The sequence below is a fragment of the Streptomyces sp. NPDC058525 genome (assembly GCF_042719495.1).
Taxonomy (GTDB): Bacteria; Actinomycetota; Actinomycetes; order Streptomycetales; family Streptomycetaceae; genus Streptomyces.
In genome coordinates, this window is record NZ_JBHXNP010000035.1 from 53,065 (window position 1) to 75,052 (window position 21,988).

Annotated in this window: 18 protein-coding genes and 1 pseudogene; 15 read left to right on the forward strand and 4 right to left on the reverse strand. The window is 73.4% G+C overall.

Annotated features, from left to right (window positions below; genetic code table 11):
• Positions 1 to 38: 38 nt before the first annotated feature.
• Positions 39 to 1,409, reverse strand: a complete 1,371-nt coding sequence (locus ACFWP3_RS18360; protein WP_384221968.1) for a serine hydrolase domain-containing protein — start codon at positions 1,407 to 1,409, stop codon at positions 39 to 41.
• Positions 1,410 to 1,738: 329 nt separating this feature from the next.
• On the opposite strand from ACFWP3_RS18360, the gene pheA reads away from it, so the two are divergent.
• Positions 1,739 to 2,677 (forward strand): prephenate dehydratase, encoded by a 939-nt coding sequence (gene pheA / locus ACFWP3_RS18365; RefSeq protein WP_384221971.1) that lies wholly within the window; start codon positions 1,739 to 1,741, stop codon positions 2,675 to 2,677.
• Between the two features lie 28 nt (positions 2,678 to 2,705).
• Here the strand turns inward: pheA and ACFWP3_RS18370 are convergent, their stop codons facing one another.
• Positions 2,706 to 3,368, reverse strand: a complete 663-nt coding sequence (locus ACFWP3_RS18370) for a LuxR C-terminal-related transcriptional regulator (RefSeq protein WP_384221974.1) — start codon at positions 3,366 to 3,368, stop codon at positions 2,706 to 2,708.
• A complete protein-coding gene (locus ACFWP3_RS18375; protein WP_384221976.1) occupies positions 3,356 to 4,669 on the reverse strand; it encodes a sensor domain-containing protein in 1,314 nt (437 codons plus the stop codon). Before ACFWP3_RS18375 ends, ACFWP3_RS18370 begins: the two co-directional genes overlap by 13 nt.
• Positions 4,670 to 4,918: 249 nt before the next feature.
• Between ACFWP3_RS18375 and ACFWP3_RS18380 the strand changes: the two genes are divergently transcribed.
• The 14 genes and pseudogenes from ACFWP3_RS18380 (at position 4,919) to ACFWP3_RS18445 (ending at position 21,600) form a co-directional block, all read left to right on the forward strand.
• Positions 4,919 to 5,659, forward strand: a complete 741-nt coding sequence (locus tag ACFWP3_RS18380; RefSeq protein ID WP_384221977.1) for an ABC transporter ATP-binding protein — start codon at positions 4,919 to 4,921, stop codon at positions 5,657 to 5,659.
• Positions 5,647 to 7,641, forward strand: coding sequence for an FtsX-like permease family protein (locus tag ACFWP3_RS18385; RefSeq protein WP_384221979.1), 1,995 nt, complete (start codon positions 5,647 to 5,649; stop codon positions 7,639 to 7,641). The genes ACFWP3_RS18380 and ACFWP3_RS18385 overlap by 13 nt, the downstream gene beginning before the upstream one ends.
• A gap of 14 nt (positions 7,642 to 7,655) precedes the next feature.
• On the forward strand, positions 7,656 to 8,321 hold the full coding sequence (locus tag ACFWP3_RS18390; protein WP_384221981.1) for a response regulator: 666 nt from the start codon (positions 7,656 to 7,658) through the stop codon (positions 8,319 to 8,321).
• A complete protein-coding gene (locus ACFWP3_RS18395; protein WP_384221983.1) occupies positions 8,321 to 9,832 on the forward strand; it encodes a histidine kinase in 1,512 nt (503 codons plus the stop codon). Before ACFWP3_RS18390 ends, ACFWP3_RS18395 begins: the two co-directional genes overlap by 1 nt.
• A gap of 179 nt (positions 9,833 to 10,011) precedes the next feature.
• Complete coding sequence (locus ACFWP3_RS18400; protein ID WP_384221984.1) at positions 10,012 to 11,025, forward strand: TauD/TfdA family dioxygenase; 1,014 nt, start codon at positions 10,012 to 10,014, stop codon at positions 11,023 to 11,025.
• Positions 11,022 to 12,023, forward strand: coding sequence for a TauD/TfdA family dioxygenase (locus tag ACFWP3_RS18405; protein WP_384221986.1), 1,002 nt, complete (start codon positions 11,022 to 11,024; stop codon positions 12,021 to 12,023). The genes ACFWP3_RS18400 and ACFWP3_RS18405 overlap by 4 nt, the downstream gene beginning before the upstream one ends.
• Positions 12,024 to 12,133: 110 nt before the next feature.
• Positions 12,134 to 13,522, forward strand: a complete 1,389-nt coding sequence (locus tag ACFWP3_RS18410; protein WP_384221988.1) for a glycosyltransferase 87 family protein — start codon at positions 12,134 to 12,136, stop codon at positions 13,520 to 13,522.
• Positions 13,519 to 14,265, forward strand: coding sequence for an FkbM family methyltransferase (locus ACFWP3_RS18415; RefSeq protein ID WP_384221991.1), 747 nt, complete (start codon positions 13,519 to 13,521; stop codon positions 14,263 to 14,265). Before ACFWP3_RS18410 ends, ACFWP3_RS18415 begins: the two co-directional genes overlap by 4 nt.
• 51 nt (positions 14,266 to 14,316) lie before the next feature.
• Positions 14,317 to 15,462, forward strand: coding sequence for a glycosyltransferase family 4 protein (locus tag ACFWP3_RS18420; RefSeq protein ID WP_384221993.1), 1,146 nt, complete (start codon positions 14,317 to 14,319; stop codon positions 15,460 to 15,462).
• A 297-nt stretch (positions 15,463 to 15,759) separates the two neighbouring features.
• Positions 15,760 to 15,954: pseudogene (locus ACFWP3_RS18425) on the forward strand (MbtH family protein); the annotation flags it as partial.
• Between the two features lie 127 nt (positions 15,955 to 16,081).
• A complete protein-coding gene (locus ACFWP3_RS18430; RefSeq protein ID WP_384221996.1) occupies positions 16,082 to 17,320 on the forward strand; it encodes a cytochrome P450 in 1,239 nt (412 codons plus the stop codon).
• 59 nt (positions 17,321 to 17,379) lie between these two features.
• Positions 17,380 to 18,642 carry a LeuA family protein gene (locus tag ACFWP3_RS18435; RefSeq protein ID WP_384221999.1) on the forward strand — a complete coding sequence of 421 codons (1,263 nt, stop codon included), beginning with the start codon at positions 17,380 to 17,382 and terminating at the stop codon, positions 18,640 to 18,642.
• Entirely contained in the window at positions 18,626 to 20,611 is a 1,986-nt protein-coding gene (locus ACFWP3_RS18440) for an aconitase family protein (protein ID WP_384222001.1), read from the forward strand. Before ACFWP3_RS18435 ends, ACFWP3_RS18440 begins: the two co-directional genes overlap by 17 nt.
• The gene (locus tag ACFWP3_RS18445) at positions 20,608 to 21,600 is read left to right on the forward strand and encodes an isocitrate/isopropylmalate dehydrogenase family protein (protein WP_384222003.1); all 993 of its coding nucleotides are present in this window, start codon (positions 20,608 to 20,610) and stop codon (positions 21,598 to 21,600) included. The genes ACFWP3_RS18440 and ACFWP3_RS18445 overlap by 4 nt, the downstream gene beginning before the upstream one ends.
• Here ACFWP3_RS18445 and ACFWP3_RS18450 read toward each other — a convergent pair.
• The coding region (locus ACFWP3_RS18450; RefSeq protein WP_384222005.1) for a transposase at positions 21,584 to 21,988 on the reverse strand (405 nt) is incomplete at its 5' end. The genes ACFWP3_RS18445 and ACFWP3_RS18450 overlap by 17 nt on opposite strands.

Sequence of the window (21,988 nt, forward strand, 5' to 3'; positions counted from 1 at the left end):
GAAGTCGGGAGAAGAAGGGGGACGAGGGGGTGCGGCCGTCAGGCCGCGGAGTGGCCGACGCCGCGCAGGCGCGTGGCGGACCGCCCCGCGAGCTGCATCAGGTCCACGGCTCCCGTCGCGGGGTCCGGGACGAAGCGTCCGGGGTAGGGGGCGGCGGCCGTGTCGGTGCGCCGCGCGCTGAAGCGCAGTCCGTCGTGCAGCTCGAGGTCCGCGAGCAGGCCGGAGGGGTCGCTCAGCCGGATGCCGTCGCCGTGCGGCCGGACGGAGAAGACGGTGTCGCCGTTGGCGTAGTCGCCGTACAGCGGGGCCGGATCCGCGGGGGTGCGGCCGGCGGCGGGGGACTCGGTGGACTGGGGGGACTCGGGCCGGGCGCCCGTGTAGTCGGCGACGTCGAGGCCGAGCGTGCGCAGTTCCGCGAGCAGCTCGGGCCACAGCCGGGTCCCCGTGGTGGCGTTGGTGGTCAGTGCCACGGCCGCGCCCGACGCCGGGTGGAAGCGGAGGTGGCAGGTGGCGCCGTCCACGGTGCCGTCGTGGCCCAGCCATTGGCCGTCCGCGCCGTACCGGGCGAGGCCCAGGGTCCAGCCGTCGGCCATCCCGAAGGCGTCGGCGGCGGGCTGCGGGGTGTGCATCGCGGCCCGGTCCCGCGGTCCGAGCAGGGTGTCGGCGCCCGCGGCGGCGCCGGTGTGCAGCCGGGCGAAGCCGAGCAGGTCCCGCGCGCTGCCGCACAGTCCGCCGGCCGGGGCCCAGGTGGGCGGCAGGTACAGGCCGACGGGTCTGGCCTCCCGCTCACCGGGACGGACGGCATGCCCCTCGGCCTCTACGCGGCCGCCCGGGCCGGAGCCGTGCAGGAAGTGCGGCCGTATGCCCAGGGGGCCCAGCAGGAAGTCCCCCAGGGCGGTCTGCCACGAGGTGCCCGTGACCTCTTCGACGAGGCGGCCCAGCAGGTTGTAGCCGGTGTTGGCGTAGCTGAAGGAGGTGCCGGGCGCGAGCAGCAGGGGGAGCGCGGCGACGCTCGCCGCGTACCGGAACAGCGACCGCTCCCCGGGGTCGGGGAGCTGGTGGTCGGAGACCAGGCCCGCGGTGTGGGACAGCAACTGACGGGCGGTCAGGGCGGCGGCGGCCCGGTCCTTCGGCCGCCGGAACTCCGCCAGCGAGTCCGCGAGCGGATCGTCGAGCCCGATGTCGCCGTCGGAGGCGAGCTGGAGCACCAGGGTCGCCGTGAACGCCTTGGTGACCGATCCGTAGGCGAACGCCGTCCCGTCCTCCACCGGCACACCGGCGGTGGACCGGGTGACACCGGTGGCCACCGAGAACACCTCCGTGCCCGTGTCCACGGCGAGCTGGGCACCGGGTACCGCGTGCTCCCGCGCCAACGTGCTCAGCAGGTCGGCGGCATGCCGCATGTTCATGTCCTCCCCCATCGCTCGACATCGCTCGACCGGCACTGCCCGAGGCGGCACGGACGTGTGCGCGCAGTGCGTCTTCCGGCACGCCGGCGGAAAGGTGCGGACGGCGGCCCGGGGGTGTGCCGCCGCTGTCGTGGCCGGCCCCCCGTTGGTACGGCTATCCACACCATCGGGGGTGTGGCTGCCCGTACCTCCACATCCTTGATCGAACGCATGGTCGCGGGCAAGGTGTTTCCCTGGGAGGAAAGTGCGCAGGTCAGAGCGCCTGTGCAGGGCTCAGGACGGGCCCCGTGCGAGGGGGTGCGGCGCAGGCCCGGCCTAGGGTGACCGGCATGTCGGCAACCCGATACGTCTATCTCGGCCCGGAGGGAACGTTCACCGAGGCCGCCCTGCACACCCTCCCCGAAGCGGCCACCAGGGAGCTCGTCCCCATGGTGTCGGTGCCCGCGGCGCTGGACGCCGTCCGCGGCGGCGAGGCCGCCGCCGCCCTCGTGCCGATCGAGAACTCCGTCGAGGGCGGGGTCACCACCACCATCGACGAACTCGCCCAGGGCGAACCGCTGATGATCTACCGCGAGGTGCGCCTGCCCATCGCCTTCGCCCTGCTGGTCCGCCCCGGCACGGCGCTCGACGACATCAAGACCGTGACCGGTCACCCGGTGGCGCAGTCCCAGGTCAGGAGCTGGCTGCGCCGGCATCTGCCGTACGCGGTCTGGGAGTCGGCCTCCTCCAACGCCGACGGCGCCCGCCTGGTGCAGGAGGGCCGCTACGACGCGGCCTTCGCGGGCGAGTTCGCGGCGGCCCGCTACGGCCTGCACCCCCTGGTCACCGAGATCCACGACGCCGAGAACGCCGAGACGCGGTTCGTGCTCGTCGGCCGTGCCGCCCGGCCCGCCGCGCCCACCGGACGGGACAAGACCTCGGTGGCGGTCTGGCTCGCCGGCGACCGGCCCGGCGCCCTGCTCGACCTGCTCCAGGAGTTCGCCGTCCGCGGGGTCAGCCTGATGCTGATCCAGTCACGCCCGACGGGGGAGGGGATCGGCAACTACTGCTTCGTCATGGACGCCGAGGGGCACGTCACCGAACGGCGGGTGGGCGAGGCCCTGATGGGCCTGAAGCGGATCGCCCCGAAGGTCCGCTTCCTGGGCTCCTACCCGCATGCCGGCGACCGCGGCGACACCGTGGGCCCGCCGCCGCGGCCCGGCACGGCCGAGGGCGACTTCACGGCCGTGGCCGACTGGCTGACGCGCATCCAGGACGGGTGGTACTGACTCCTTGAGCCCCCAACCCGCCCCGCCCTCAGGCGGATTCGCCCCGCAGGTGGGCGAGGACCGCGAGGACCCGCCGGTTGCCCTCGGCCGGGTCCAGGTCCAGCTTCATGAAGATGTTGCTGGAGTGCTTGACCACCGAGGCCTCGGTGACGGTGAGCCGCTGCGCGATCGCCTGGTTGGTCAGCCCCTCGGCCATCAGCGTCAGCACCTCCCGCTCCCGGGGGGTGAGCCGGTTCAGCGGACGGCTCGCCGTCTGCTGGCGCAGCAGCACCCGGACCACCTCCGGGTCGATGACGGTCTGCCCGGCGGCGACCCGCCGCAGGGTGTCCAGGAACTCCGAGACCTCGCCGACCCGGTCCTTGAGCAGGTAGCCGAGCCCCGCCGCGCCCGTACCGCCGCCGCCGACCAGCTGGGTGGCGTACGCGGTGGCCACGTACTGGGACAGCACCAGCACGGGCAGCCGCTCGTGCCGGGCCCGCAGCTCCAGCGCCGCCTTCAGGCCCTCGTCCCGGAAGTCCGGGGGCATCCGGACGTCGGTGATGACGATGTCGGGCAGTTCGGCGTCGACCGCGCGCGCCAGCGCCTGCGCGTCGCCGACCGCGGCGACCACCTCGTGGCCGCTGCGGGTCAGGAGTTCGACGAGTCCTGCACGGAGCAGCACTGCGTCCTCGGCAAGGACTACGCGGAGCACGGGACCTCCACTCGGAGCTGGGTCGGACCGCCGACCGGACTGGAGACCAGCAGCCGGCCCCGGAGGATCGCCATGCGGTCCGCCAGCCCGGACAGACCGGTGCCCTTGCCGGGATCCGCCCCGCCGCGCCCGTCGTCGGTGATCAACAGGATAAGCCGGTCGCCCTCCAGCCGGCCGACGACGGAGATCGCGGAGGCCCCGCTGTGCTTGACCGCGTTGGCCAGCGCCTCGGTCACGGCGAAGTACGCCATGGTCTCCACCTGGCCCGGCAGCCGCCGCGGCAGGTCGATGTCCACCGTGACCGGGACGGGGTTGCGCAGCGCGACCTCCGCGACGGCGGCGGCCAGCCCGTGATCGGTCAGCACCTGGGGATGGATGCCCCGTACGAGGTCCCGCAGCTGGTCCAGGGCCCGGCGGGCCTCCCCGCGGCCCCGGGCGACCAGCTCGGAGGCCGCGGGACTCCGGTCGCCCAGCTCCATCTCGGCCAGGCCCAGCGTCATCGTCAGGGCCACCAGCTGCTGCTGGGCGCCGTCGTGCAGATCGCGCTCGATGCGCCGGCGCTCGGCCTCGAAGGCGTCCGCCAGCCGGGCCCGGGAACGGGTGAGTTCGATGACCCGGTGGTCGTCCTGCGCCTCGCGGGGCGCGAGCAGGAACCAGGCCGTCCGTACCTGCGCACCCGCCAGCAGCCCCGCGGCGTACGCGGACAGGACCAGGCCCAGGGCCCCGCAGAGGCTGAACGGCAGCGCGGCCAGCGGATGGCCCACCGCCTGGCCGGGAATGATCATCACGGTTTCCGGTGCCAGCGCCCACACCACCACCGGCGAGACCAGCAGCATCACCGAGAACGCCAGCAGCGCGGTCGCGCCCAGGCCCGCACCGGCGAAGACGACGGCCAGCAGCGCCGTGTAGCCCAGCTCCCGCCAGGTCGCCGACTCCCGCAGCCGGGTCCGCATCCGCGCCCAGGCGCCCAGGTCCCGCAGCGGGCCGTGCGGATCCGCCGGCACGGCCCGCTCGACCAGCCGCAGCCGCCGCCGCTCCGCCCGGGCCACGGGGATCCCGAGCAGCGCGGTCGCCGCCAGGACCAGCAGGCCCACGCCGACCACCGAGAGCGTCACGCCGAGGGCCACCAGCACGGCCAGGCACAGCAGCACGCCCACGCCGAACAGCGCGCCGCTGAACACGTAGGCCCAGCTGCGCAGCGGCCAGCGGGACCGCAGGAAGTGCCGGGGCCCCGACCGCATCGCCTCCCAGACGGCAACGGTCTGCCCGCTCGGTTCCTGCGGCAACGGCTGGCCGGACATGTGCGCACCCTTCGTGGAACCGGATCATCCGTCCGGCGCTCGGCGATCTTCCCGGAACTCTAGTCCCGCCTCCGCCACCTGTCGGTAGGGAAAACCCGCCCCCGAGGTGTCCCCTCAGGCCCACTGCGCCCGGGCACCCCGCGGTGCTGGACTGGACCGGTTCCGCTTCCACCCCTCCACCCCCGCCACCCGCCCCGCCCCGCTCCACCCCACCCGCCCCACCCACCGCATCGGCAAAGGATTCACGACATGGCACTTCTCACCGACATGAAGGTGTCGGCCGCGCGACTGGTCTCGGTGTCCAAGACCTACCCGGGCGCCACGGGACCGGTCCTGCACGAGGTCACCGTGGAGTTCCCGGCCCGCGCCATGACCGCCGTCATGGGCCCCTCCGGTTCGGGCAAGACGACCCTGATGCACTGCGCCGCGGGACTCGACCGGCCCTCGGGCGGGCAGGTGCTCCTCGGCGACACCGACCTCGCCGCGTGCGACGAGGAGCAGCTCACCGGGATCCGGCGGCAGCGGGTGGGCTTCGTCTTCCAGCAGTTCAACCTGCTGCCCATGCTGACGGCCTACGAGAACGTGGCCCTCCCGCTGCGGCTGAACGGCCACAAGCCCAAGCGGCCGGTGGTGCTGGGCGCCCTCGCCCAGGTCGGCCTGGAGGAGCTGGCCGACCGCCGCCCCGCACAGCTCTCGGGCGGACAGCAGCAGCGCGTGGCCATCGCCCGGACCCTGGTGGCCGAGCCCGAGGTGGTCTTCGCCGACGAGCCCACCGGCTCGCTCGACCGGGCCACGGGCCGTCAGGTCATGGCCCTGCTGCGGAACCTGGTGGACCGGGCCGGGGGCACGGTGGTGATGGTCACCCACGACCCGGTGGCCGCCGCCTACGCGGACCAGGTGGTCTACCTGGTCGACGGCCGCGTGGTGGGCACCGACCGCGCCCCGACCGTCGAGCGCATCACCGCCCGCCTCGGCCGGTGGGACGCGTGATGTGGCAGCTGTCCGTGCGCTCGGTCCGCCACCACGCGCCGCTGTTCCTGGGCACCTTCGTCTCCCTCGTGCTCGGCGTCGCGCTGATCGCGGTGTCCTCGGCGGCCCTGGCCGCCACCTTCGCGGTCCGCCAGCCGTCCTCGGAGGGCCGCCCCTCCATCACCATCGAGGACGGCCGGGGGACCGCCCACACCCTGGTCAGCGGAGGGCTCGACCTCGGCGGCATCCAGACCGTGCTGGTGATGGCCGGCATCGTCACTGCCTTCGTGACCGTGTTCGTCATCGCCGGCACCTGCGCCTTCAGCGTCGCCCTGCGCCGCCAGGACATGGGCCTGCTGCGGCTGGTCGGCGCGGGCGCGCGGCAGGTGCGCCGCATGGTGATCGGGGAGAGCCTGGCCGTCGCGGTGCCCGCCGTGGCGGTGGGCTGCCTGCTCGCCGCCGTGGCCACCCCGTGGGCCGTGGACGGCCTCAACAGCACGGGCCTGTCGCCCGCGGAGCTGCGGGCCGGTCCGATGGCCGGCCCGCTGCTGATCGCGGCCGCCTCCGGGCTGGTCATGGCCGTGCTCGGCGCGATGGCCGCGTCCCGCCGCGCCTCCCGGGTCCGGGCCACCGAGGCACTGCGGGAAGCCGTACTGGACACCCGGGCCATGACCGGGGGCCGCTGGGTGACCGGCCTGCTGCTGCTCGCGGCGGGCGCGGTCATGGTGGGGCTGGCCCCGCAGGCCGGACTGGAGGGGTCCATCCCGCTGGCCCTGTTCGGCTCGATGGCGCTGACCCTCGCCGCGTCCTCCCTGGGCCCGGCCTACCTGCCCGCGCTGACCCGGCTGCTGGCCGCACCGTTCCGGCGCTCGAGCTCCGTGCCCGCCCGCCTCGCCGTGGAGTCGCTCGGCACCTCCCGGCTGCGGACGGCCTCCCTGGTCGGGCCGGTCCTGGCCATCGTCGCCGTGGTCGGGGTGTTCACCTCCGTCCTGTCCACCACGGGCGCCACGATCAAGTCCGACGACCGCGGCCGCACCCTCGGGCAGCTGGTGGTGGAAGGGGCCTCCGGCGGACCGCTGGCCGAGGACGTGCTGGCCGCGCTCCGGGCCGACCCCCGGGTCAGCGCCGTGTCGGCGCCGGCCGGCCTGGAACTGGCCGTCGCCGACCGGACCTCCGTACGCCAGGACCGCGGCGCCGTGGCCGACCTGCCCGCCCTGGCCCGCACCCACCGCGTCGACGTCGTCGAGGGCGCCGTCACGCAGCTGCGCCCCGGCCAGGTCGCGGTCTCGCGGGAGTACGCCGGCTGGTACGGCTACCACGTGGGCACCCGGCTGACGTACGGACTCTTCGGCGGGAGCCCCGCCACCGCCGAGGTGGCCGCTGTCCTCGACGGCGGAACGGCCGTACCGCACGTGGTCCTTCCGGCCGGGACGCCCGGGGCTCCCGAACCCGGACGGGCGACGGTCCTGCTCGACACGGCCTCGGCCGGCGCGGCCCGCGCGGTCGCCCGGGAACTGACCTCCCGGCTCGGCGCGGACCGGGTGCGGGTGACGGAGACCGGCCAGTGGTTCGCCCGCTCGTCGAGCGATCAAGAACGGCTCAACATGCTGGTCCTGGTGGTGCTGGCGGGTCCCGCATCCGCCTACGCATTGATCTCCGTGGCGAGTACCTTGGTCATGTCGTACAGCAGGCGCACCCGGGAGTTCGCCGACATGCGACTTGTCGGCGTCAGCGAGAAGCAGTTGAGGAACATGGCCCTGTGGGAAACTGGGTGCACGACCACCGTCGCGGCCGTGGTCGCCGCCGTGGTGGTGGCATCGGGACTCCAGGCCTATCGCGCGGCGCTGCGCGTGACGTACGACGTGGTTCCACTGAGCGTGCCGTGGGGGGCGCTGTCGGGGCTGGTCCTCGCATGCGTGGCGGTCTCGGCCACCGTGGGCCTGATGGCGACCCGGCGGCTCCTCGGGAAGGCCGGCATCACGATGGCGACCACTCGCCAGTAGCAAGGGGAGAGACTGTGCGCGTCCTGATCGCCGAAGATTCCGCGCTCCTGCGCATGGGAATGCAGCGGCTGCTGGAGGATGAGGGAATCGAGGTCGTCGCCTCGCTGGCCGATGTGACCGACGTCCTCGAGGTGGTCGACGCGTGCGCACCCGACGTGGCGATCATGGACGTGCGCATGCCGCCCACCCACACCGACGAGGGCATCAGGGCGGCCCGGGACATCCAGCGGCGATGTCCCGGCACCGCCGTCCTGGTGCTCTCGCAGTACGTGGAGTACGAGTACGCCAAGGACCTGGTCCGCGACGCCCGCGGCGGCACCGGCTACCTGCTGAAGCAACGGGTGGCCAGCATCGACGAGTTCCTCACCGCGCTGCGACGGGTCGTGGCAGGCGAGACCGTCCTGGACGCCGAGATCTACAAGAAGTTCGTCGGGAACCCGAGCGAGCGCCGGGCCGCGGAACTCCTCACCAACCGGGAGCGCCAGGTCATGGAACTCGTGGCGACGGGCCTGTCCAACACCGGCATCATGGCCCGGCTGGACATATCCGAGCGCGCCGTGGAGAAGCACGTCACCGCCATCCTGTGCAAACTGCAGATCCCCAGTTCGGGAGAGGGCAACCGGCGGGTCCTCGCCGTCCTGGACTATCTGCGGGGATTGGGACGGGACAGCGTCGCCTGATGGGTGCGCTCGTCACGGATGCCCCGACCACCCGGTCCGGGCAGTCCGTTCAGTCGAAGGTCGCGGCCGGGGCCATCTACCTGTCCGTCGGCAGCCTGGTCGGTGTGCTGCTGGTGCCGCTCACCCTCGTGTCGATCGCGCTGCGGCTGCTCTCCCTCTGCCTCGCCGTGCTGCCGCTGGCCGGGGCGCTGTTCGTCAGGGCGGTGATGAAAGCGGTGCGGCGGGCCGTGCCGCACGCCGGAGTCGAGCCCGTGCCGGCCCCGGCGGCGGGACCGACCTGGCGCAGCGCCTGGCACTGGGTGGCCGGTGTCACCCCGGGCGGCCTGCTCGGCATACCGCTGCTGCGCGCGGCCGCCGACCTCGAACGCCTGCTGGCGGCCGCGGTCCTGCAGTCCTCGGCGTCCGACGCAACGGGCGGGGCCGGCCCGACGGGTCCGGCCGACGGGACCGGCCCGCCCGGCGGGACTGCCCCGACCGGCCCGCCCGGCGGGACTGCCCCGACCGGCCCGCCCGGCGGGCAACCGGCCCGCGCGGCCCGGCCGGAGGCCCCGCGGCGGGGCGCCGCCGTATGGGGTGACCTCGGCTACCTCGGCCTGCTGCTGCTCGGCCTGATCTGGCTGCTGCCCGTCCTCGCCCTGTCGCTGCCGGTCGTCGCCTTCGTGGTGAGCCTGCCGTTCGGGCGCACGGAGCAACTGTCCTTCGGCGAGGGCAACACGATCGTCGTCGAGGGCGCGGCGACCCGGCTCGGGGTCGGTCTGGGCGCCGCCGTCCTCTTCGTCCTGCTCGTGATGGTGCTCTTCTGGCTGGGCAGGCTGCGGGCGCGGCTGGTGCGCAGGATCCTCGGCCGCGTCGACGAGGACGAGCGGCTGCGCCGCGAAGTGCTGGCCGAACAGCAGCGGATCGCCGCGCTGCGGGTCAACGACGCCGACTACCGCAGGATCGAACGCGACCTGCACGACGGGGCCCAGGCCCGGCTGGCCGCGCTCATGATGCGCATCTCGCAGGTCACCCGCCGCTCCGGCCGCAGCGCCGAGGAGCTGCGGGAGGTGCTGCTGGAGACGCACCGCGGGATCGACCAGGCCCTGGAGGAGATCCGCGACCTGGTGCACGGGATCCAGCCGCCGATCCTGAGCGACCGCGGACTGCGCGCGGCCGTCGAGGCGCTGACCGACAAGTTCTACGTACCGGTCCGCCTCGACTGCACGCTGGAGCGGCGTCCGGCCGTCAACGTCGAGGCGGCGGCCTACTTCATCATCGCGGAATCCCTGACCAACGCCGTCAAGCACGCCTCGCCCACCATCATCACCGTGTCCCTGGCCCAGGAGGGCAACCACCTGGTCGCCGTGGTCACGGACGACGGGGTGGGGGGCGCCGCGCCCCAGGGCGGAACCGGGGTGCGGGGCATGGCGGACCGGGCCACCGCACTGAACGGCGAGGTCGTCCTCACCAGCCCGGCCGGCGGGCCCACCACCGTCCGCGTGGTCCTCCCGTGGTCGCCCGCAGCCCTCTGAACGTACCGTTCCGAGGGCTCTGGCCTGCGAACTTTCCTCCCAGGGAAACATCTTGCCGCCGCACATACGTCCGATCAAGGATGAAGGGGTACGGCTACCCGCACCGTGGCGTGCGCAGGGCCGGAGCGATCGAGGGGCTGTTGCCGAACCTCTCGCTGCCACTGATCTGGAGATCCTTGATGACACAGCTGAACGACGTACGCGCCGGGGCACCGTCCGTGACCGTGTCGCAGGAACGGGACGGACGCACCCTGCCCGCTCTGGTCCGCGCGGACGCGCCCGGCATCCACCTGGCCGACTGGATCACCACCCGGCGGCCGCTGGTGGACGACCTGGCCCGGCGGGCCGGGGCGGTCCTGTTCCGCGGCTTCGCCGTGACCGACGCCGCCGCGTTCCGCACCGTGATGGGCGCGCTGTCCGAGCAGGTCCTCACGTACGGCGAGCGCTCCTCGCCCCGCACCGAGGTGTCGGACAACATCTACACCTCCACCGAACACCCCGCCGACCAGCACATCCTCCTCCACAACGAGCAGTCGTACACGGAGAACTGGCCGCTGCGGATCGTCTTCTGCTGCGAGCGGCCCGCCGACCGCGGCGGCCGCACCCCCCTCGCCGACTCCCGCAAGGTACTGGCCCGGCTGCGCCCCGAGACCGTCGCCAGGTTCGAGCGGCTCGGCGTGCAGTACGTGCGCAACTACATCCCCGGCATCAGCCTGTCCTGGCAGGAGACCTTCCAGACCGACGACCCCGAGCGGGTACGGGCCTACTGCGAGGGCGCCGGGATCTCCGTCGAATGGTTCGACGGCAACCAGTTGAGGACCCGTCAGACACGGCCCGCGCTGCACCGCCACCCGGTGACGGGCGAGCGGACCTGGTTCAACCACGCCGTCTTCTTCCACGTCACCTCGCTGGCCGAGGAGGTCTGCGCGGGGCTGCGCGCGGCCCTCGGCGAGGAGAACCTGCCGTACAACACCTACTACGGCGACGGCACGCCCATCGAGGACGAGACCCTCGACGAACTGCGCGCCGCCTTCACCGCCGAGACCACCGGCTTCGACTGGGAGCTCGGCGACGTACTGCTCGTCGAGAACATGATCACCGCGCATGCCCGCGAGCCCTTCGAAGGCCCCCGACGCATCCTCGCCGCCATGTCCGACCCCGTCGCCTCCGTCTGCGAAGGAGCCGCCGCATGACCGCCCAGGACGTACGGGCCCGGTTCACCGGCCCGGTCACCGCGGCCCCGCTGGACCCCGAACCCTTCCTGCTGCGCATCGAGGCGACCGCCCCGGGCCTGCGCCTGGACGAGTGGATCCGCGCCCACCGGGCGCAGCTCGGCGAGGAACTCGACCGCCACGGCGCGCTGCTCTTCCGCGGCTTCGCCGTCGGCAGCCCCGAGGAATTCGGGGCCGCGGCCCGCGCGTTCTCGCCCGAGCTGCTGGACTACCTGGAACGGGCCGCGCCGCGCACCGAGATCGCCGACAAGGTGTTCACCTCCACCGAGCTCAGCCAGGACCAGTGGATCGCCTTCCACCACGAGATGTCCTACTCACACAACTGGCCCGGCACGCTGTACTTCTACGGCGACCGGCCCTCGCGGACCGGCGGCGCCACGCCCGTCGCGAGCGAGCGGGCGGTCTTCCCCCGGATCCCGGCCGAGCTCCGGGAGCGGTTCCAGCGGCACGGCGTCTGCTACGTGCGCAACTACGGCCCCGTGCTCGACATGCCCTGGCAGGTCGTCTTCCAGACCACCGACCGCGCCGAGGTCGAGGCCTACTGCCGTGCCTCGCACACCGAGTTCGAGTGGGTGGGCGAGGACGGGCTGCGCACCCGCGCGGTGCGCCAGGCCGTCTCCCGGCACCCCCGCACCGGGGAGCCGGTGTGGTTCAACCACGCCCACCTGTGGCACGTTTCCGCGCTCCAGCCCGAGGTCGCCGAGTACCTCCTCGGCGCGTACGGGCCCCAAGGGGTGCCGCGCAACGCCTTCTACGGGGACGGCACGCCCATCGAGGACGAGGCCGTCGCCCTGATCGGGAAGCTGTACGAGGACGCCTCGGTCTCCTTCCCCTGGCAGCGGGGCGACGTCCTCGTCGTCGACAACCACCTTGCCACGCACGCCCGGGAGCCCTTCCGCGGTGACCGGCGCATCCTCGTGGCCATGTCCGACCTGCGGGTCGACCGGGACCTCGGCTGACCGCCGTGGTGGGGGAAACCCGACCCCCACCTCTCGACCTACCTGTCATGACCCCACCCCTGCCCCTCGGATGCAATGAACGTGTGCTGATTCGACAGGCTGGAACCGCAATGACCGCAATGACCGCCTCGGCCGGCAGGGCCGTGCGCCGCGTGGGACGGCGGCGGATCTGGGTGGGCGGCTGGCTGCTCGCGGCCGTCTGGGCCGGGGCCTTCCCCCTGGTCTCGAACCTGGACACGCACCGCGTCTGGGGCGCGTGCGCGGCGGCCGGCTACGGGGGCGCGGCCCTCGCCTCGTGCCTGCTGCCGCGCCCGCGCGCCCGTACCTGGGCCGTCGGCTGCGCCCTGCTCGGAGCCCTCGTACTGCCGCTGCTGTACCTGCTCCTGACGGGGAGCGGACAGAGCGAGGTGGGGGTGATCGAGAGGTCGGCGGAGCTGCTGGTGAGCCAGTCCACGCCCTACCTCGCGGACCCGCTGACCGTCACGGACTACAACCCCTACCTGCCGGGCATGGCCCTGTTCGGACTGCCCCGCGCACTCTTCGGGGACGGTGGCCCCGCCCGGATCCTCGGGGACGCCCGAGTCTGGTGCGCGGCGGTGTTCCTGCTGAGCCTGTGGGCCGGCCGCCGCGTGCTCGCCGCACCCGCCGGGAGCCGGGCAGCCCTCGCCACCACCCTTCCGGCGCCGTCCCGTACATCCCGTGCACCCCGTACGTTCCGTACGGCCCTGGCGGTCCTGATCGCCTCGCCCGTGGTGGCCCTGCCGCTCTGCGTCAGCGGCGTGGACCTGCCGATGACGGGGCTGTGCTGCCTGGGCCTGGCCCTCGCGGCACGCCACCGCCCGGTCGCCGCGGGCCTGGTGCTCGCCGCCGCCTGCTCGCTGAAGTGGACGGCCTGGCCCGCCCTCGCCGTCGCGGTGGCCCTGCTCGCCGCGAGCGGCGCCGGCGGTGGCCGCCGCGCCGTGCGCTGCGCGCTGGTGACGGCGGCCGGCACGCTCGCCGCCGTGCTGCCCAGTGCCCTGCTGTCGCCCGGCCCCATGTTCCAGCAGGTGCTGGCCTTTCCCACCGGCCGGGCCCCGGTGGCGACCCCGGCCGCCAGCCCGCTGCCGGGCCGGCTGCTCGCGGACCTGGGCCCGGTCGGCTGGTACGCGGCGATGGCGCTGCTCCTGTGCGGCGGGACCGCCGTCGCCGCCTCCCTCGTCGTACGCCCGCCCGCCGGGGTGGTGGCCGCGGCCGACCGGCTCGCCCTGGGCCTGTGCACGGCCTTCCTGCTGGCCCCGGCCGGACGGTTCGGCTACCTCGCGCTGCCCCTCGTACTCTTCGTCTGGCCGAGGATCGCGGCGGGATCCGACCGGCCCTTCTCCCACCGGCCTTTCTCCCACCGGCCTTTCTCCCACCACCCCGGCTCCCACGGCCCCGGATCCCTCGCGCCCGGCCGACGCACGGTCCCCGGGCCCGCCCGCCGGCCCCTGCCGGCCGTGCCCGCCGGGGGCGCCCGATGAGGGCGCCGCGCACGGGCAGCCGCCGGACGGCCGGAGTCGCCGGGGCACTGCACTGGGCCGCGCCCCGCATGCCCTTCGTCGAGGACGAGGTCGCGGGGCTGCGGGAGTTCGTCCGGCCCGGAGACGTCTGCCTGGACATCGGTGCCGAGTACGGGCTCTACACCTGGACCCTCGCCCACCTGGTCGGACGCGCCGGACAGGTGCACAGCGTGGAACCGCTGCCCGGCCCGGCCCGCTGGCTGCGCCTGGCGGCCCGCGGCCTGGGCTGCGCCAACGTCGTCGTACACCGCACCGCGCTGGGCTCCCGGACCGGACACGGCGTGCTGAGCCTGCCGATGCGCCGCGGCGCGCCCGTGCACGGGCGCGCCTACCTCACCGAGGGCTCCGAAGGCCCGGGCCCCAACGCGGAGTTCCGCACCTCACGGCCGGTGCCGACCACCGTGGACACCCTGGACGGGCTGGTGCGCGGGGCGGGGCTGGAGAAGGTGAGCTTCGTCAAGGCCGACATCGAGGGAGCCGAACCGGCCCTGCTCGAAGGCGCCCGCGACACCCTGCTGCGCCACCGGCCGGTGCTCCTCCTGGAGATCGAGCCCAGACACCTCGCGAAGTACGGGGCGAGCCCGGCGGACCTGGTCCGCCGGCTGCGGCCGTTCGGCTACCGGATGCGCCGCTGGCAGGGCGGCCGCTGGGCGCAGGCCCGGGAGATCCGGGGCGACTGCCGCAACTACCTGTTCACCCGCTGACCCCGTCCACCGATCGAGGATCCCCGGTCCCCGAGGAAAGGAGCCTGCCCCATGGGCACCACTCTGATCATCACCAACGACTTCCCGCCCCGGCAGGGCGGCATCGAGACCTTCGTGCACGCCATGGCCACCCGCGTGCCGGACGACGACGTGGTCGTCTACACCTCCTCCGAGCCCGGCGCCGCCGAGTTCGACGCCACCCTGCCCTTCCCGGTCATACGGGACCCCGCGCGCACCCTGTTACCGACGCGGCGGGCCACGGCCCGGGCCCTGGACCTCGCCCGCCGGCACGGCTGCGACCGCGTCTGGTTCGGGGCCGCCGCCCCGCTGGCGGCGATGGCCCCCGCACTGCGCCGCGCCGGGATCCGGCGGATCGTCGCCACCACCCACGGCCACGAGATCTGGTGGGCCCGCGTACCCGGCGCACGCCGCCTCCTGCGGCGCGTAGGCGACAGCGTGGACGTGGTGACCTATCTGGGGGAGTACACCAGGGCCCGCATCGCCCCGGCGCTGGGCCCGCGCGCCCGGATGAGCCGCCTGGTGCCGGGAGTCGACGCGGACGTGTTCCGGCCCGACCTCACCACCGGCCGCACGCTGCGCCGGCGGTACGGACTGGAGCACCGGACGGTCATCCTCTGCGTCGCCCGCCTCGTACCCCGCAAGGGGCAGGACACCCTCATCCGCGCCATGCCGCAGATCCGGCGGACGGTGCCCGACGCGGCGCTGCTGGTGGTGGGCAGGGGGCCCGACGAGCGGCGGCTGCGCCGCCTCGCCGACCGGCACGCCCCGGGGTCGGTCGTGTTCGCCGGGGGCCTCGACCACAGCGAGACGCCCGCCTGTTACGCGGCGGCCGACGTGTTCGCCATGCCGTGCCGCACGCGCCGGGCGGGGCTGGAGGCCGAAGGGCTCGGCATCGTCTTCCTGGAGGCCTCCGCGACCGGTCTGCCGGTGCTCGCGGGGGACTCCGGCGGTGCGCCGGACGCGGTCCTCGACGGGCAGGCCGGGAGGGTGGTCGACGGCCGGGACGTCGCCGGGGTCGCGGAGGCCCTGGCCGAGCTGATCATCTCCCCGGGCCGTGCGGCGATGGGCGCCGCCGGACGCCGCTGGGTCGAGGAGGAGTGGTCCTGGGAGGCCTCGTCCCGGCACCTCACCCAGCTGCTGACCCCGGTGGACGTCCCCACGGCCAAGCGGCCGTGAACTGGGCTTTTTCCTTGCAGGGAAACCTCTTGCCCGCGGCGTGAGATCTGAACAACGATGAAGAGGTACGGGTACCCGCACCACGATGGTGCGGGTAGCCGCACTTCCACCGCCCGGGCCGGCCGTCCGGCCGTCCGTGAGGCCCCGTCACCGGGGCCCCGGCCCGAGGCCGTCTCCCGCGCCGGCGGCTCGCGCCGTACGGCCGCCCCGGCCGGCGGCGCGCACCGCGCCGCATCCGCACCGGTGGCACCGCCGCGCCGCCCCGCCGGCCCCGCGCCCCATGTGAGAGGGACACCCATGAGCAACCCCTTCGAGAACGACGACGCCTTCTACCTGGTCCTGGTCAACGGCGAGGGGCAGCACTCGCTGTGGCCGGCCGCCACCGGCGTGCCCGCCGGCTGGCGCACGGTCCACGGCGCGGCGGGCCGCCAGTCCTGCCTGGACTACGTCGAGGAGCACTGGACCGACATGCGGCCCCACAGCCTGGCCGGCAGCGGCAGCGGCAGCGGCAGCGGCAGCGGCAGCGGCAGCGGCAGCGGCAGCCACAGCGGCGGCGCCCCCGTGCCGCCCGCCGCGTGACCTCCCCCGCCCGCGAGCCGAGCGAGGAGCCCGCCGCCCCATGACCTCAGCCCCCGCCACCGTCCCCGACCTCACCGACCCGCTCACCCACCTGCCCCCCGACGGCCTCGACGAGGTCTGGGCGCACCTGCGCCGCGAGGACCCGGTCCACTGGCACCCCGGCACCGCCACCACCCCCGGCTTCTGGGTGCTCACCCGGCACGCCGACGTCTCGGCCGTCCTGCGCGACTCCACCCGCTTCACCTCGGAGCGCGGCAACGTGCTCGCCACCATGCTGCACGGCGGCGACAGCGGGGCGGGCAGCATGCTCGCCGTCACGGACGGGCCGCACCACACCGCCCTGCGCACCCTGCTGCTCAAGGCGTTCTCCCCCCGCGCCCTGGAGGGCGTGGTGCGCCAGGTCCGCCGCACCAGCCGGCGCCTCGTCACCGAGGCACTGGAGCGCGGCGGATGCGACTTCGCCCAGGACATCGCCTCGTACGTGCCGCTCGCCACCATCTGCGACCTGCTGGCCGTGCCCGAGTCCGACCGGGAGCACATCCTCACCCTGACCAAGTCGGCCCTGGCCTCGGACTACGCGAACCTCCAGGAGGGCGAGGACCGCCTCGCCCGCGCCGAACTGCTGCTGTACTTCCACGACCTGGTCCGCCACCGCCGCGCGCACCCCGGCTCGGACGCCATCAGCCTGATGGCGACGGAGCCCGCCGGGTCCACCCTGCTCGACGACGACGCCATCGTCCTCAACTGCTACAGCCTCATCATGGGCGGCGACGAGACCAGCCGCCTCTCCATGATCGGCGCCGTGCGGACGCTGGCCCACGACACCGGGCAGTGGCGGGCGCTCCAGGACGGCACGGCCCCGCTCAAGGAGGCCACCGAGGAGGTCCTGCGCTGGACCACCCCCACCCTGCACTTCGGCCGGGCCGCCACCGAGGACGTCGAACTCCACGGCCGCACCATCGCGAAGGGCGACCTCGTCACCCTCTGGCTCTGCGCCGCCAACCGCGACGAGCGCGTCTTCACCGACCCGCACCGCTTCGACCTCGCCCGCACCCCGAACAAGCACCTCTCGCTCGGCTACGGCCCGCACTTCTGCCTGGGCGCCTACCTCGGCCGGGTCGAGATCACCGCGATGCTCGACGCCCTGCGGACCTTCGTCGGCTCCGTCGCGCAGACCGGTGACGAGCAGCGCATCTACTCGAACTTCCTCACGGGCATGAGCAGTCTGCCCGTCTCGCTCACCCCCCGGTCCGGGCCCCTTCCCGCCTGGCAGGAATGACCGCCGGAACCTGCCCTGTCCTCCTTCCCGTACCACCACCAGAGCACGCGGAGGTCGTAGTGAACAGCAACACCGGCCGGAATGCGCACCCGCACCCCGACGTCTGGTTCAACTGGAACAGCGTCGAAGCGGTGCCGGCCACCCCGGCGCCGGCCCACACCGGGAAACTCTTCGACGAGACGCTGCGCGACGGACTCCAGGCTCCGAACATCCGCAACCCGTCGCTGGACCAGAAGCTGATGCTGGTGGAGCACATGGCCCGCACCGGCGTCCACTCGGCCGACCTCGGATTCCCCGGATCGGATCCGGTCGCCCTGAAGGAATGCGTGGAGATCGCGCGGCACATCGCCGACAACCGGCTCCCCCTCGTCCAGGGCTACGCGGGCCGCACCCACCCGGCGGACATCCACGCGATCTGCGAGATAGCCCAGCAGGCCTCGGTGCCCGTCGACGCCTACCTGTTCATCGGGGTCAGCCCCATCCGGCAGTACGTCGAGGACTGGGACCTCGCCTCCATCCAGCGCCACGTCCGCGACTCCGCCGTCGCCTGCCGGCGCGAGGGCGTGGAGTTCGTGCTCGTCCTCGAGGACGCCGTGCGGTGCACCCCCGAGGTGCTCGCCGGGGTGTACGACGCGGCCGTCGAGGCAGGCGTCGCCCGCATCACCCTCTGCGACACGGTCGGCGCCGCGCTGCCGCACGGCGCGGCCTCCCTCATCCACTGGTCCCGGCGCCAGTTCCTGGACCGGGGCCACCCGGTCGCCTTCGAATGGCACGGCCACAACGACCGCGGGCTGGCCCTCGCCAACTCGCTCACCGCCCTCGCCCTGGGCTGCGAACGCGTCCACGGCACGATCCTGGGCATCGGGGAGCGCGCCGGAAACGCCTCCCTCGACCAGCTCATCGTCAACACCCACCTGGACGGGCACCACAGCTACGACCTCAAGGCGCTGCGGGACTACTGCGACGACGCGGCGCCCGTGCTGGGGGTCGACATCCCCCAGAACTATCCCGCCCTGGGCCGGGACGTGTTCAAGACCAGCGCCGGGGTGCACGCCTCCGCGATCCTCAAGGCCCACGAGAAGGGCAATCTGCTGGTCAAGGACAGCGTGTACTCCAGCGTCCCCGCGAGCTTCCTGGGCCGGCAGCAGGAGGTGCTCATCGACGAGGCGTCGGGCACCAACAACGTCAAGTACTGGCTCACCGTCAACGGTTACGACAGCTCCAACGCCGCCTACCTCAAGAAGGTGCTGGCGAAGGCGAAGTCCACCCGCGGCCCCCTCACCGACGAGCAGATAAGGCAGATCATTGCGACCGCCGAGTGACACCACGGACGGCGCCGCCGAGCGCCGTACGATCCGCCTCCGGGGCAAGGTCCTCGTCGTGACCGAGGACACGGACGCGCTCGCCGCCCAGCTGGACGGCAGCGGCACCCTCACCACGGCCCAGCTGCTGCGCACCCCGCTGATGAACAACATCTCCACGGACGAGATGATCCCCGGCTGGTGCTGCTACTGGTACGACGAGAAGCTCGGCGACTACGCCTACCTGGGCCTGCGCGGCAAGCGGGTCGGCGAGGGCGCGCTGCGCGCCTTCGGCCCGCAGATCATCGTCAGCGGTGAGGCCAAGGGCTGCGGCTCCTCCCGCGAACACGCCGTCTACGCCGAGAAGTACGCGGGCGTCGAAGTGGTCTTCGCCCAGTCCTTCGAGCGGATCTACGAACAGAACTGCCGCAACGTCGGCATCGTCACCTGCGACGACTTCGAGCTCCTCGAAGCGCTGCTGGCGGGCGAGGAACTGCCGCTGGAGGCCTTCACCCGCCGGGCCAACGAGATCGAGCGCGCCATCGTCGACCTCGGCGGACTCTTCGGCTTCAACCGCGCCGGATCCCGCATCGAGCCCGCCTTCGAGGCCGCCCGCCCGCTCAACGTGGTCGAGAAGATCGTCCAGAGCCGCCTCTCGTCCCGCAACCCGCTGCCCGCGGACGCGAGCGTCCGGATCGGCCAGTCCTACTTCGTCCGGACGGACGTCCGCTTCTCCCACGAGTACGTCACCCCCATGGCCGCGGGCATGTTCACCCAGCAGTTCGGCCCCGGCGCCGTCCTGGCGGACCCGCGGTCCGTCTACTTCTTCCAGGACCACCTGTCGCTGGCGGCCCCGGTGCTCGCCCGCCGCGCGAACGGCGCCGAGCTCATCGAGCGGGTGGAGAACCTCGGCAGCCGGCAACAGGAGTTCGCCGCGCTCAGCGGCGGCAACTTCATCGGCCCGGCGGCGGACGGCGGCAGCCGCGCCATCTGCCACAACCACATCGTCGAGCACGTCGCCCGGCCCGGAGACGTGATCATCGGCACCGACAGCCACACCTGCACCGCCGGCGCCGTGGGCGCGTTCGCCTTCGGCGTGGGCGCCACCGACATCGCCAACTCCTGGTACAACCGCGAGATCCTGCTGAAGGTCCCCGCCGTGATCCGCGTCAACCTGCTCGGCGCACTGCGCCCCGGGGTCTGCGCGAAGGACGTCATGCTTGGCCTGCTGCGCCACCCCGCCATCGAAGGCAGCCAGACCCTCGGCAAGGTCCTGCTCTTCACCGGACCCGGCTGCGCGGGCCTGAACATGGACGAACGCGCCACCCTGTGCAACATGGCCGTCGAAGCGGGCGGCATGACCGCCCTGTTCGAACCCGACGCGATCACCCACGCCCACCTGGCCCGACGCGAACCCCCGCAGCCCCCCGGCAGCGCCCCCACCTCGGACCCGGACGCGACCTACGCCGCGGTCGCCGACGTCGACCTGGCCGCGGTCGAGCCCATGGTGGCCCTGCCCGGCGACCCGCGGAACTCCGTCCCCCTCGCCACCGTCCGCGAGGAGGTGAAGGTCGACAAGGTCTACGGCGGCTCCTGCACCGGCGGCAAGGCCCACGACATGGACATGTACGCCAGCGTCTTCGCGCGGGCCCGGTCCCGCGGTGCCCGCGTACCCGCCGGCGTCCAGGCGTTCATCCAGGTCGGCAGCGAGGACGTGATGCGCTACGCGGCCGAGCGCGGCTACCTCGAACTCTTCTCCGAGGTCGGGGTGACGGTCCTCCCGCCGTCCTGCGGCGCGTGCATCAACGCCGGCCCTGGTGTCTCCGAGAACCCGGCCGAGGTGACCGTCAGCGCCCAGAACCGGAACTTCCCCGGACGCTCGGGCCCCGGGCAGGTCTACCTGGCCTCGCCCTACGTCGTCGCCGCCACCGCCATCGCGGGCCGGCTCAGCTCGGTGGAGGACATGTTCCCGATGCGGAGCGGCTCATGAAGATCGCGGTGGTCCCCGGCGACGGCATCGGCCAGGAGGTCGTCCCGCCCGCACTGGACGTACTGGCCCTGCTCGGCGAGGAGTTCGGCCTCGGGATCGAGTACGAGGTCTTCGGCTGGGGCGCGGACCAGTGGCTCGACAGCGGCGTCGGACTCCCCGAGGGGGCGCTCGGCATGCTCGCGGACGAGTACGCGGCCGTGTTCCTCGGCGCCCTGGGCGATCCCCGGATCCCCGACATGGCCCACGGCCGGGACATCCTGCTCGGCATGCGCAGGGGACTCGACCTGTACGTCAACCACCGGCCGCTGACGCTGCCGACGGGCGTCGTCGACGTCTACCGGGAGAACACCCAGGGGCTCTACGCCGGGGTCGGCGGCACGGTGCCGCAGGGCGGGCTGGCCGGGGTCGCGATCGACCAGAGCGTGTACACCCGCCCCACCGTGGAGAAGTTCGTCCGCTACTGCCTGCGCCGCCTCGCCGAGGGGCAGCGCCGGCGCGTGGTGCTCGTCCACAAGTCGAACGCCGTACCGCACACCGGCAGGCTGTGGCAGGAGGTGTTCCGGCGCGAACTGGAGGACTTCCCGCAGCTGGAGGGGTCCGAGGAGTACGTCGACTCCTTCTGCTACAACCTCGTGCGCGATCCGTCCCCGTACGAGGGCGTCGTCACCTCCAACCTCTTCGGCGACATCATCAGCGACATCGGCGCCGCCCTGATGGGCGGCCTCGGCCTCGCCGCGAGCGCGAGCGTCTGCCCCGAGACGGGTTTCGCCCTCTTCGAACCGGTGCACGGCAGCGCCCCCGACATCGCCGGAAAGGGAGTCGCCAACCCGTACGCCGCCCTGCTCTCCCTGGCCATGATGCTCGACCACCTCGGGCACGGGGAACCGGCCGCCGTCCTGCGCCGGGCACTGGCCGGCGCGCTGGGCAGCGACGCGGTCACCCCGGACCTAGGGCGTGTTGTGAAAGTGCTGGTCACAGCCATTCGTTGATGGCTGCGACCAGCACTGTCGCTTCGAAACGGACGGCGAGTTTGTCGTACCGAGTGGCGACGGCCCGGTGGCGCTTGAGGCGGTTGATCCCGCACTCGACCGCGTGCCGCTGCTTGTAGTCGTCCTTGTCGAACTTCGGCGGGCGGCCGCCGTGCGATCCGCGCCTGAGGCGGTTGCGGACCCGGTCGGCCGGGACCGGGATGGTGGCCTTGATTCCGCGTCTGCGCAGGTAGGAGCGGTTGCTGCGGGAGTCGTAGGCCTTGTCGGCCCGGACCCGGTCTGGCCGCTTTCGTGGCCTGCCCAGGCCGAGCCGGGGCACCCGGATCGCTTCCAGGACCGGCTCGAACTGCGGAGAATCACCCCTCTGCCCTGCCGTGATCACTACTGA